At 43.8% G+C, this 13,251-nt stretch carries 9 protein-coding genes; 4 read left to right on the top strand and 5 right to left on the bottom strand.

The annotated features are described in order from the left end of the window. The first annotated feature begins 33 nt into the window (after window positions 1–33). The 3 genes from HYN43_RS10355 to HYN43_RS10345 are packed head-to-tail and all read left to right on the top strand — an operon-like array spanning window position 34 to window position 3,442. A complete protein-coding gene (locus HYN43_RS10355; RefSeq protein WP_119411623.1) occupies window positions 34–1,026 on the top strand; it encodes a TIM barrel protein in 993 nt (330 codons plus the stop codon). Window positions 1,027–1,051: 25 nt separating this feature from the next. Continuing rightward, window positions 1,052–2,800, top strand: coding sequence for a GMC family oxidoreductase (locus tag HYN43_RS10350; RefSeq protein ID WP_119411622.1), 1,749 nt, complete (start codon window positions 1,052–1,054; stop codon window positions 2,798–2,800). Between the two features lie 18 nt (window positions 2,801–2,818). Next, a complete protein-coding gene (locus tag HYN43_RS10345) occupies window positions 2,819–3,442 on the top strand; it encodes a gluconate 2-dehydrogenase subunit 3 family protein (protein WP_119411621.1) in 624 nt (207 codons plus the stop codon). A 702-nt stretch (window positions 3,443–4,144) separates the two neighbouring features. Here the strand turns inward: HYN43_RS10345 and HYN43_RS10335 are convergent. The 5 genes from HYN43_RS10335 to HYN43_RS10315 form a co-directional block, all read right to left on the bottom strand. After that, window positions 4,145–7,537 carry a DEAD/DEAH box helicase gene (locus tag HYN43_RS10335; protein WP_245447234.1) on the bottom strand — a complete coding sequence of 1,131 codons (3,393 nt, stop codon included), beginning with the start codon at window positions 7,535–7,537 and terminating at the stop codon, window positions 4,145–4,147. Between the two features lie 95 nt (window positions 7,538–7,632). Further along, window positions 7,633–8,697 carry a nucleotidyl transferase AbiEii/AbiGii toxin family protein gene (locus tag HYN43_RS10330; protein ID WP_162996406.1) on the bottom strand — a complete coding sequence of 355 codons (1,065 nt, stop codon included), beginning with the start codon at window positions 8,695–8,697 and terminating at the stop codon, window positions 7,633–7,635. Window positions 8,698–8,706: 9 nt separating this feature from the next. Next, on the bottom strand, window positions 8,707–9,315 hold the full coding sequence (locus HYN43_RS10325; RefSeq protein WP_119411618.1) for a hypothetical protein: 609 nt from the start codon (window positions 9,313–9,315) through the stop codon (window positions 8,707–8,709). Window positions 9,316–9,408: 93 nt separating this feature from the next. Continuing rightward, window positions 9,409–10,488, bottom strand: a complete 1,080-nt coding sequence (locus HYN43_RS10320; RefSeq protein ID WP_119411617.1) for a phosphotransferase enzyme family protein — start codon at window positions 10,486–10,488, stop codon at window positions 9,409–9,411. An 84-nt stretch (window positions 10,489–10,572) separates the two neighbouring features. Next, the gene (locus tag HYN43_RS10315; RefSeq protein ID WP_119411616.1) at window positions 10,573–11,598 is read right to left on the bottom strand and encodes a LacI family DNA-binding transcriptional regulator; all 1,026 of its coding nucleotides are present in this window, start codon (window positions 11,596–11,598) and stop codon (window positions 10,573–10,575) included. A gap of 402 nt (window positions 11,599–12,000) precedes the next feature. On the opposite strand from HYN43_RS10315, the gene HYN43_RS10310 reads away from it, so the two are divergent. Next, on the top strand, window positions 12,001–13,248 hold the full coding sequence (locus HYN43_RS10310) for a DUF3472 domain-containing protein (protein ID WP_162996405.1): 1,248 nt from the start codon (window positions 12,001–12,003) through the stop codon (window positions 13,246–13,248). The last annotated feature ends 3 nt before the right edge of the window (window positions 13,249–13,251 follow it).

Below are 13,251 nucleotides of genomic sequence, written 5' to 3'. Positions count from 1 at the left end.
TACTAAATAAGATTAACCAATAACCAATTATAAATGAAAACCAACAGGAGAGATTTTATTAAACAAACCGCTATGGGAGCTGCCGGGATGGGCCTGGCTGCCACCTTTCCGCAGTTTTTGTATGCGGATAGCAGTAAAGCGCCATTTTTTAAGCTGGCCATTTCCCAATTCTCATTTGCCAGCCAGTTTTGGACAAAACAGCTCGATCCGCTCGATTTTCCGGCAAAGGCAAAAGAACTGGGCATTACCGGGCTGGACTATTGTTCAATGTTTTTTGCCGATAAAGCCAAAGATCAACAGTATTTAGCCGACCTGAAAAAACGCGCCGCCGATGCCGGAAGCTACAACCTGCGCATTATGGTAGATGGTGAAGGCGTTTTGGGCGATTTAAATGAAGCTACCCGTTTAAAAGCCGTAGATAATCACCATAAATGGATAGACGCCGCCGCTGCCTTAGGTTGCCCGATGATCAGGGTGAATGTAGAGGGCGAGGGTAATCCCGACGATGTAGCCAAAGCCGCCGTGGATAGTTTGGGCAGGTTGATTGAATACGGCAGCAAGCAAAAGATAGATGTTATTGTAGAAAACCACGTAGGCATATCCTGTAATGCCGGCTGGCTGGCGGGGGTAATGAAACAGGTGAACAGTAAACACTGCGGTACCCTGGCCGATTTTGGTAATTTCTGCGTAAACCGTACCAAACCCGAAACCAATGATATTGCCGGTTACATGAAAACCCGCTGCCTGGAAGAGTATGACAAATACAAAGGCATAGCCGAACTAATGCCTTTTGCAAAAGGCGTACACGCCAAATCGCACGTGTTTATGCCTGATGGCAGCGACCCGGAGACTGATTTTTTAAAGATGTTTAAGATCATCAAAGATTCGGGCTTTAAGGGTTGGGTGAGCATTGAGTATGAGGGCGGCCTGCTGAAAATGTACAGCAAGGATGATAAGTACCTTGATGATTATGCCGGGACAACAGCCACCAAAAAGCTGATAGAAAAAGTTGCCGCGATGGTTTAAGCAATCACCCTAAATTATCAATAACATGCAGATAAAGAAATCATCAACCGTTTATGATGTGGTGGTTATAGGTTCGGGAGCGGGTGGAGGCATGGCGGCTTATGTGCTGGCTAATGCCGGTGTAAAAGTGCTGATGCTGGAGGCCGGACCTTTTTTTGACCCGGCTAAAGACTCGCAGCAACTGAAATGGCCTTATGAATCGCCAAGGAGAGGAGGCAATGCTACCCGGCCTATGGGCGATTTCGACGCGGCTTTTGGCGGCTGGCAAATTGAAGGCGAACCTTACACGCAGAAGGAAGGGTCTGATTTTCAGTGGTTCCGGTCGCGGATGCTGGGTGGGCGTACCAACCATTGGGCGCGCATTTCGCTGCGTATGGGGCCAAAGGATTTTAAAAGCAGAACCGCTTACGGCGTTGGCGATGATTGGCCCATCACCTACGATGAAATAAAACCTTATTATGATAAGGTAGACCGCCTGCTGGGTGTTTACGGATCGATGGAAGGTTTGGAAAATGACCCCGATGGCATTTTTTTACCGCCACCCAAACCCCGCCTTAACGAGTTGTTTGTTAAAAAAGCTGCTACCGGCTTAGGTATTAAAGTTATTGCAGGCAGAGGTTCGATACTAACGGCACCGCTGCCGGGCAATAAAGACAGAGGGGCATGCTTTTTTTGCGGGCAATGTAACCGGAGCTGCAAAATTTACGGCGATTTTTCGTCCTCATCCTGTTTGGTTATCCCGGCTCTTAAAACCGGCAATTTAACGTTGGTGACCAATGCTGTTGTACGTGAAATATTGACGGATAAGGAAGGGCTGGCCAATGGCGTATCCTACATCAGCAAAAATGATATGCAGGAGTACCAGGTGAGCGCCAAAACGGTGATCCTGGCGGCAAGTACCTGCGAGTCGGCAAGGATCCTGTTAAATTCAAAATCAGATAAACATCCAAATGGGCTGGCTAACAGCAGCAACGCAGTGGGCAAGTACCTGCACGATTCAACCCAGGGTGGCGGTGCTGCAATACTGCCCCAACTGTTAGGGCGCAAACGTTTTAATGAAGACGGGGTGGGGAGCCTGCACCTGTACGCGCCATGGTGGCTGGATAATAAAAAGCTTGATTTTGCGCGTGGCTATCACCTCGAGATTTTTGGCGGCATGATGATGCCCGGCTATGGCGGTTATTTTGGTTTTGAAGGCGCCCCGGTGCCGTACCTGAACGGGTTTATACCCGGCGCGGATGGTAAGACAAAAGATTCGGGGGGCTTTGGCGTATCACTTAAAAATGATTACCGCACCTTTTACGGCAGTATGGCCGGGGTAGGCTGCCATGGCGCATCTACCGCGCGGGAGGATAATTATTGCGAGATTGATCCGAATGTGGTTGATAAATACGGCATCCCGGTTTTACGTTTCAGGTATAAATGGACGCAGGACGATATTAACCAGGCTAAACACATGCAGGAGATTTCGCAGGAAATTGTAAAACAGATGGGCGGCATCTCGCTGGTACAACCTAAAGGCCCCGAAAGCAATTATGGTTTGGATAAACCCGGAAAAGGCATCCATGAAGTGGGTACGGTACGCATGGGCGATGATGCCAAAAAGGCCCCGCTTAACAAATGGGGACAGGCGCATGATTGTAAAAACCTGTTTGTTACCGATGGTTCGGTATTCACCCAGCAATCCGAAAAAAATCCAACCTGGACAATCCTCTCCCTTGCCATGCGTACTGCCGAATACCTGATTGATCAGCGTAAAAAACAAAACATTTAATCTTAATTATTAAATCAGATGAATAGAAGAGACAGCCTGAAAGCCATAGGATTAAGTACTTTATCTGCAACAACGATTTTAGCCGCCTGCACACCCGGGGCAGATAAAGCAACAGGTGATGACCACGTAGAAGTAGCCAAAACCGGCAGGCAGGATTTTGAAATTGCCCGCGATGAATCAATCGCCAAAACAACTTTTTTTGATGCGCATGAAATGGCAACCATTACCGTATTGGCCGATCTGATTATCCCCAAAGATTCCCGGAGCGGCAGCGCCACTGATGCCAAAGTGCCTGAGTTTATAGCTTTTATTGTGAAGGATGAGCCCGAGCACCAACTGCCCATGCGCGGCGGCCTTAAATGGCTGGATGTGCAATGCCTTAACCGGTATAATAATGATTTTATCGGCTGCACGTCGCAGCAGCAAACGGCACTCCTGGGTGAAATAGCCTATCCTTTTAAAGCAAAGCCTGTTATGCAACCCGGCGTAGCATTTTTTAATAAAATGCGCGACCTAACCGCTATCGGCTTTTTTACCAGTAAAATGGGTATTGAAGACCTGGGTTATAAAGGAAACACTCCAGGTAAATGGGAGGGGGTGCCCGCCGATGTTTTGAAACAGTACGGTTTGGAGGGTGTGTAGTTTGATATTTAATACCCCTGTTTGCGCTGTCGCTATGTGCGATGGCCCTTTTTAATTCAAATGAATCCTTAGCGAGTTCAAGCGTAGAAGCCATAGCCGTTAACCTAAGGAATTATTTTAGCGTAAAAGTTTTAAAATCCCCTCTTGAGAGGGGGCGCGATGGGAATGAGCGGGAGCAGGGGTGTGTTATACAAGCGATAAACCGCATGCAGAATAACACACCCCTCCACCCCTCTCAAGAGAGGAATCGCACATTCCCCATGCTTTTTAACGGTTTTCCACTTAAGTTAACGGCCATGGCGTAGAAGCTTGAACTTGCGTGTTTTTTCGTTCCCTCCTTGGGGTTTAAGTTTACAAAAAAAAACGGACCTGCTAAGTTTCTTGTTTTGCACCTCTGGTGCAATAAATATGGGTGATTGGACATTACTACAAACCTTTTGCACCTCTGGTGCACTTATTATTGGGCTATAAATAAAATAAAAAGATTGGCAAATTCTCAAAATCCCCCAGAGGGGGTAAAGGTTTGTAGAAAACACGTTACAGTGCTTCCCGAACCCCAGAGGGGTTCAACTCAAGTTGTTATTCAAATTCATCAGTGCTGTTTTGTGGGTAAACTTAAACCCCCGGTAGGGAATAGCACACCCCACCGCTTTTTATTTATTCTCTGATACCTGCGGGACTATCAGCAATTATGATACTTTTTTAATTCAATAAATCCAACAGCTCATCTTTCGATAACGAAGCCACAACCGAACTATCCGGCCTGATGAGGTTATCGGCCAGGTCTTTTTTGGTTTGCTGCATGAGCATGATCTTTTCTTCTACCGTGCCGGGGCAGATCAATCTCACGGCCACAATATTTTTATCCTGCCCTATGCGGTGGCAACGATCAATGGCCTGGTTTTCTACGGCGGGATTCCACCATGGATCTACCAGGTATACATAATCGGCTTCGGTTAGGTTTAAACCTGTGCCGCCGGCTTTGAGGCTGATCAGGAAAACGCGAATTTCCGGGTCATTTTGAAACTCGTTTACCGCGGCTTCGCGTTTGCGGGTTTGGCCCGTGAGATAAGAATAACGAATATTGCGGTCTTTCAGCTCATTCCTGATCAGGTCAAGCATTGATACAAATTGCGAGAACACCAGGATCTTGTGCTGGTGCATTTTGCCTTCAATTTCCTCCATCAGGGTATTGATCTTGGCTGATGCTTCGCCGGGCATTTTCTCCCCCTTCAATAACATCGGCGAATCGCAGATCTGCCTTAATTTGCCTAAACCTTTCAATACATTCATCGGAGTTTTTTTCAGCACCTCGTTAGTGGTGGCCGAGATGTATTCCCTGAACTCCTTCTCGTACGAATCGTAAATATGGCGCTGTTCCTGCTGCATTTCGCAGTATAATACCATTTCGGTTTTTTCGGGCAAATCTTTGGCTACCTGTTGTTTGGTGCGGCGAAGGATGAAGGGTTTTACCTTGTTTTGTAACTCGAGTGCCCGCTTGCTGCCTTTAAACTTATCGATAGGCACAGCATAAATATCCTTAAAATACTGTTTGCTGCCCAATAAACCGGGACAGGCAAACGATAACTGCCCGTACAAATCAAAAGTATTATTCTCTATCGGTGTGCCCGTTATGGTGATCTTGTTACGCGATTTTAATAGCCGCGCGGCTTTATAACGCTGCGACTCGGGATTTTTAATATTCTGCGATTCATCCAAAAAAACATAATTGAAATGGAAATTTTTCAAAAAATTAATATCCGAAAGCAAAGTGCCGTATGAGGTTAGCACAACTTCGTATTTGTGCAGATCATCCGCATGCCTGGCCCGCTCAGCCCCGTAAATAGTATGCACGGTGATTGATGGCGCAAATTTTTTAATTTCCTGTTGCCAGTTAAACAGGAGGGAGGTAGGCACCACAAAAAGGTTGGTGTTGTTTTTAACTTTTGCCCTTTGCAATAATATAAACGCTATAACCTGGATGGATTTACCCAAACCCATATCATCGGCCAGGCAACCGCCAAAGTTAAGGTCATCCAAATAGTTAAGCCAATTCAGGCCCTGCTGCTGGTAAGGCCTAAGTATGCCATTCAAAGTACCAGGTACAGCCACTTCGGCTATTTGATGGGTATCGCTTAGCTTTTTATGGTAGATGTTGATCTCGTTACGCACTTCATCATCCAGCATCTCTTCATCATAAAATTGCTGAATAGCGCTGTAGTTGCTTTTGGATGTATGGAGGGTGTCATCATCACCAATCTCGCCCGAGTTAAAATAATCGGTAAATTTCTCTATCCATTCCGCAGGTAAAATCCCCTGGGTGCCATCGTCAAGCTTAACGTATTTGTTCTTGTTTTTAACCGCCTGGTGAACCTGTTTCAGGCTTGCCCGCTTTTTGCCAAATTTTACATCGATAACCGTATTAAACCAGTTGATGCCGCTTAGTACTTTAATATGGATGGTTACTTTGTTGGCGTTGAGTTTGTTGCCTTCCAGTTCGTTAAAGCCCAGTATCTCAATCTGGTGGTCGCGCCATTGGGCAAATACATCCGGAAACCAATCCTCATCCAAAAAATGCCTTTTGTGCAGGTAAAAATATTCGAGGTCGTTATCTACCTGTTCGTCAAAATAGGGGTGCTGCTTCATGAGCAGGGCGGTGAAAGCTATCTCCTCATCATCGCGGCGTTTTACCATAAACTGGTTGCCCTTTTCGTCGGTACCGTAAATCTGTTTTTTAGTGCGGATGGGGATTTCGGCTTCTCCGTAGCGCATTACCGGGATGATCATCACGTGTGCGCCAAAATCCGATAGGTAGATGATCTTTTCCGCCGGTTGGTCAAAACCTTCGTCTTTTATCTGTGCGGGCGTTGCAGGTTTTATATACACATAATCGATGCTCAGCTTGCTTTCCAGTTTGTTGAGCAGTTGCGATTTTACATCGGCGTATTTGCTTTTGTGTACCTGCAGGCTGCCTTGTTTTTTCTTTAACAGTTCAACAAGGTTTAGCACCTGCAGGTTGTCAATAAAATACAGGCTGTCGCCAACGGCAATAAAATAGCTGAATTTTACTTCAATATCTTTAACATCATAAAGCAAACCATCAATATTAAATACGCCGTTTATTTCATAAAAATCGCCCCAGGTATTCACCTTCAGGTTAATGTCGCTTTGTAATGCTTTTACTTTAACGGGGCTTACCGAACCTGCGGTAACATTATCAGATATATTGCTATCGTGCGCGTAAAAACTATAGTTTAAAGGGTTTTTAACTATAGCTTTTAATGCCGAAATATCCGCCGTTGTCCGTTGCTGGTTGATGTGGTTTTGAAATTTGTTTACGCCCGTAAAAAACTTCAGTTTGGCGGCTTCTTCCGTATCCCAAACCATATCCAAGGGTGCAATAGGGCTTAGCGGATTTTTGATTTTACCATCCTTTGTAGTTTGCGCGCTGTAAAGCTCAATAAACAGGTATTTATAGTATTTATGCTGTTTAAGTACGATGCAAACGGTTTTATCTTCAGCATCGCCGGGTTGTTCAGGCGGTTCGGGCTTATCCTTAATAATTACCGCTTGCAGGGCATCGAGGCTCTCTTTAGTTACCATGGTTAAAGCAGCCGAGCGGGGTGTTATTTCGATATTTTTATGCTGATACTTTACTTCAAAATGCTCGTCGGGATTAGCTTCATTTTCAAGACCGTAATCTTTCGCTACTTTCCTGATTTTTTGATGCCTGAGTTTTTCATCGAAAAAAACGCGCAGCTCATCGCGCTGGATAATGGCAGATAACACCTGGGCCTGGTGCTCACATAGCTTATCATTTGGGGCGCTGCAGGCACACGAAAGCGAAAGTTGCTCCGGTTGGCGGGTAACAATAACTTCCGGAAAAGCTATTGTGGCGGCTTGATTGGTGAAAGCTCCATGGTCAACTTCAATGTGTTTCGGCAGAATTTGGCGGTAGCTTTCCTTATCAAAATAAATACTGACAGCTGCATGTTGGGCTATCAGGGGGTCGGTAAACTCGTCAATGGCAATGCCTTTGATGATGATGTTGTGGTTATCCGAATTATCGTCCCTGTAGCTTTTTATCCTGATCACTGTGGCGTTACTGTTTTAGGTCGAATATCATGTATTGGCAGTTCAGGTACAAATAAAAATCTTCGATGATGAATTTTCTCAACGCCGAAACGTAATTACTCGTTTTTAAATAGCCAGGTAATTAATCTTTTTAAAGCAGATTTATTGTTTGCGTTTGTTTTTTGATGTGCTGAAAATGAAGTGGTCCGGGTATCGTAGTTAGTTTTATTTAGTTCGCGGCTGATGGCTGCAAGTGATTGCGATCTTGAAATATAATCACTTATCGGCGGTTGATTAAGTAAAGCAGGAGTTAACCCGGCTGTCTCCATACTACCTTTTAAATTTTGAAAAAAATCGGGGAGTTGCGCAGGGATAAAATCAGTATTGGTAATATTTTCCGCCATTTCATCCCACGCGGAAAACTTAATCTTGTTTGTTGTTTCAATGCCGTGTCGCCAGAAATCCCAATCAGCCTTTATCGAAACAAATGGATACAGCTTTTCAAATTCATAATTAAAAAAAGAAATTAGTTTTTCGTGATGTACATTATCTGTTTTGCATTCATTTACAAGTGCAATTAACGTTTGCGTGCGAACCTCGCTGTTAAAGGCGGGGTGATTAACAAGGTATGTAAGATCGAAAAGATCTTTAAAACGTTCCCTTACCAATGTTTGGTGAATTTTCCAGGAAACCTGCAAACTAAGTGGAACGGTAAACGGAACTACAAAGGCTTCTCCCTCAATAGGTTGATATGTTAAAGTTGCCGGTTGCTGTTCAATTGGAAGGTTAAAGGAAATGTCTACTCTTAAACCGATTTCAAAACCATGTACAGTGCATACTATATCTGTATTAACGGTTGGGAAATCATCGGCCATCGCGTAATCCATCAAACGCCAAAACCTATCTTCCGTAAAACTTCTGAAAGTAATGCCATCATCTATTTTAAGCTCTGTTATGTTGGTAACCCAATCACTAAAAATACGCTCGGCTTCTTTCTCTTTTTGCAGATGGAGCATATAAACCCAATCCATATCGGCAGGAAATCTTTCAACGCCATCGGGTAAATATTGGCGTGTAACGTAACTCCCCTTCAACATAAAAGGCATGTTTATTATCGAAGCTCTTCTTAGAAAAGCCTCATAGGCTATCATTTCAAGTTTTTGATTCTCTGCGTTTCGCATTATGCTAAATTATTGAGGCAACCAGCCGTTATCCAGAAAAACATTATTATCGTAAATACAATATTCCGATTCCTGTTTTATAATATTCCATCCTTCGTGAAGGAGGGTATTTATAATATCCTGCACCCGGTTTTCAAATTGTTGCCTCGTTCCAAACTCCCGCAATGTTATAAAGCGTAAATCATCTTCGTTTTTAAGCGAGTTTGAGGATAGGTGAGCACGGTGCACAGCGCAGATTTGCATCAATCTGTCAACATTTACATAGTTCACCTTGGCATGCCATTCAAAGTATTTTCGGAAATCGGATTCGAGTAGCAACGTACCGGCATATTCGGCAGGTATTTCTATTTTTAACCGTTTGGCCATAAAATTATTTGCTGCGAGTTTATCCGAAAGCATATTCGCTAACCATAAGGCGGCCGTAATATCGTTGGTCATAATGACTGTACCAAGCATTGGTTGGTAAACATGATCTCCCTTCGAAAGCTGAATAAACAAAGGCTTGCTGTTATTTGCCAGACACAGATTAATAAAGAATTGTTGTTGTTGAAGTGCGAACGTATCAACAGTGATATGAATTTCGAACGGGATATTTTTGTTATATGTATTTACGTCCATACCGCCTGCAGCTTGTAAATTACAGTTTAGGTAAGTCAAATATAAACAATTAATAGCTCCGTAATTGTATCGTATGCGAATTGCAGCCCGGTTTTATTCCGCGGGATTCAACAACTCTTTGTCTACCCGGGCAATAAGTAAGCAAAAATCCGGGATCGCTTTCTGATATTCACTCAATAACCTGAATTGGTTTTTGGCACGCACCAGATTGTGCCCTTTGTATCGAGCGCCGTAATAAATGTCGTTATTTAAAAAATCGGTTAAAAAGCGTAGGCCTTGCATGTAGATCATCATCTCGCCCGAAAAAATAAACAATTGCTTTTCTGCTTCGGTGAGTATGCCGCCCATTTCGGCCATGTAGCCGGCGTATATCGCTTTAAAAAATTCCTGCCTTATGGTAATCTTGTCAAACTCTTTCTCTTCTTCGTTAGCTGCCGATAGGTAGGTGCGCATCATGTCGCCTACATCGCTCAGGTAGTAGCCGGGCATTACAGTATCCAGGTCAACCAGGCAAAGGGCATTGTGCTTATCATCAAACAATACGTTATTGATTTTGGTATCGTGATGGATCACGCGTAGCGGGATCTCACTGTTTTGCACTATTTGAGTATAGGTATGGGCAATGTTGGCATTATTATAGGCTTCCCGTATTTCGGCCGAGGCTTCTTCCAGTTTATCGGTAGCGGTATCGGTAGCTGCTTGTTTAAACTGTTCGAAGCGGAGTTTCAGGTTGTGAAAATCGGGGAGGGTATAGCTTAATTTACTGATATCAAAATTATTGAGCAGGCGGGTAAATCTGCCAAATTGCAGGGCGGCGTTAAAAGCCTCCTTATCGGCCTGCAAAAAATTAACCGTGTGCGATCCTTCAATAAAAGGGAACAAGCGGTAAAAATTACCATCGGCAGATTGGATGATGGATTTGCCTGTTTTACCCCTTATGGGTGCCACAAACAAATAATCCGGACTGTTTTTGTCCAGATAATCTTTAATTAAAGTAAGATTATTATCTATCGCGTCGGGATCTTTAAATACCGAATTATTGATCTGCTGTAAAATATAGGAATGGTTAACACCGCTTACCTTATAGGTATGGTTAATAAGGCCCGAGCCGAAAGGCTGCACCTGGTAATCGGAAGCGTTCAATCCAAAATTGATAAGGATATCATTAAACATAGTATGGGCGTTAACTTGTTTTCAAACATAGCTAATTGGTTAACGATAGCCATGCGCAAACGTTTGACTGTTTTTTATCCAGGTTTACTTTTTGTTCTCTACCAGTTGCGATTCGATGATCACTTTGTAAAAAGCGCTTGGTTCATTGCCTGCCGCTCCTTGATGGTGTAGCAGGTCCATTAAAATATCGGTAGCCTTTTGTCCCTGTAAATAAGGGAACTGCTCAACCGATGCGGCCGGGATATTTTCCATATAGTTAATGAGCGGCAGGTTGGCATAGCTTACAAACTCCAGCTCGTTGTTTATTTTAATGTTGAGTTTTTGCGCGTATTTGATTGCGAAAAGCGCCACATAATCATTAAAAGTTACTATAGCGGTTGGCTTGCGTTTGTTGTTAAGCAGTTCGTCTAAAGCTTTTTGGGTGCCCTGTTCGGTGAGGTCGCAGGATACGATGAGTGACGGATCGTATTTCAGCCGGTTTTTAGTCATTGCTTTAATGTAGCCCTCCTTACGCTCGCCGGTAGCTACCATAGTTTGCGGGCCGTTGATCATGCCGATGGTTCGGTGACCTTTTTTTAGCAGGTAGCTAACAGCCTCTATGGTGCCTATCTCCATGTTACAGGCCACATAGTGGATATTAGGGATAGAAGGGATCCTGTCGAAATAAACAACCGGGATATTATACTTTTTAAGGTTCTCGAAATGCTGGTACGATGAGGTGTTTTTACCTACGGATACCAGCAGGCCATCAACCCGGTGGTTTTTCATTTTCTCAACCAGTTGTTTTTCTTTTACCTCATCATCATGCGATTGCGCCAACAGTACCGTATAATTCTTTTTATAAGCCGTATCCTCAATGGCGCTGATGGCCGAGGAGAAGAAGGCTTCCGAAAGTTCGGGCAGGATAACGCCGATGGTATGTGTTTTCCCTTTTTGCAGAAATATGGCGGTTTGATTAGGCTCATAACTAAGTTCGGCAGCCAGCTTTTTTACTTTGGCCCTGGTGGTGAGGCCAATGCTGGGATGATCATGCAAAGCCCGCGAAACTGTTGAAACAGAAATACCTAAAATTTGCGCTATCTCCTTAATTGTTGTTGGTTTTCCCTGCATGTATACCCTGTTTCGCTGTTTTATTTTTAAAGTTAAGCCATTATTGTGAGATAAGCTACTGCAAACGTTTGCGTAGCATTTGCGCTGAATTTGAAGGGTAGCCACATAGGCTTTAAATTATCGGCTTTATAATTGCCGGGCAGATTTACCGCCGTAGTATTTTGATAAATAGTGGCTTATCATTAAGCTTTTGTGAGATAGCTAATTGGTAATTATGGCAAGATATGGGATAAATATGCCAATATTACAAACGTTTGCGTTGAAATTGAGCGGTTTATTCTTTACTAAAACAACTAATGCAACTACATTTATAAAAACATAGCCGCCCATAAGCTGATCATGAAGAAAACCATTTCAATTTGCATAATCCTATTTTTTGCCTTAAAATGCTCCCATACGGTAATGGCACAGGAAGCCCGTATTGATGTGTCAAAATTGCGCCACATTATTCCGCTTGGTGGCAATGCCTGGGTTAACCGGCCGGATTCGATTACCGATGAGGGGCTTTTTAATTGGAGCAATCCTAAATCAACAGCTAATATCTATTTTAGGTTGAGCGAGGCACAGGATGTAAAACTTGCTTTACGGCTAAGGGTGCAGGAAGGGGCGAGCACCATAAAGTTATCCGCCGGAAAAAGTGAGATTACAAAGAAGCTGAGCAATAAAGCATTTGATACGGTTGAATTTGGAACCATCCATATAAGCCAGCCCGGCCATGTGAAGATCAGCTTAAAAGGCATCAGTAAAACTGGAAAAATTTATGCCGATGTATCTGATGTGATAGTTACACTACAACATCCGGATAAGGATATAGCCTATGTTACGCAAGGTAGTTCGTTCCATTTTGGCAGGAGGGGGCCATCGGTACATTTGCGGTACCCGGTTGCTGAAGATAAACAAGATAAACTAAAATGGTTTTATAATGAGATTATAGTGCCTAAAGGAGGGGACATAATAGGATCTTACTTTATGGCCGATGGTTTTGGCGAAGGGTACTTCGGTATGCAGGTAAATTCGGCTACCGAGCGAAGAGTGCTGTTTTCGGTATGGAGCCCTTTCAATACCGAAGATCCAAAAAGCATTCCTGATAGCATGCGGATTAAACTGGTTAAAAATGGCGCGGGCGTGCATATCGGCGAGTTTGGTAATGAAGGATCGGGCGGCCAGAGTTATATGCGTTTCCCATGGAAAGCCGGACAGGCTTATGCTTTCCTGTTAAGTGCCGAGCCTGATTTTGCAAAGAAAACTACCACTTACACCGCTTACTTTAAAGATGTAACCGCCGGAAAATGGTTTTTAATAGCCAGCTTCACCCGCCCGCAAAAGGCAACTTATTTAACGCATCTGTATTCGTTTGTAGAGAATTTTGAGCCGGAAAATGGCGATCAGATCCGTAAGGCGTTCTTCACCAATCAATGGATAGGAGATAGCGATAACAACTGGCAGGAATTAACCAATGCAGTTTATACCGGCGACGCAACCGCTAATACTAATTACCGCAAGGATTACGCAGGCGGAACAGAAGGCAATAAATTCTACCTGCAAAATGGCGGTTTCTTTAATAACTACATTCAGCTTAAAACGCCATTTGATCGTAAAGCCACTGGTCAAAAACCGCTGATCGATTTTAAAAATCTCCCCAATAAATAAGCC

Origin of the sequence: Mucilaginibacter celer, assembly GCF_003576455.2 — a bacterium.
GTDB classification, from domain to species: domain Bacteria; phylum Bacteroidota; class Bacteroidia; order Sphingobacteriales; family Sphingobacteriaceae; genus Mucilaginibacter; species Mucilaginibacter celer.
Note: the sequence above shows the minus strand (reverse complement) of the source record. Positions and strands in the feature narration are given on the sequence as shown.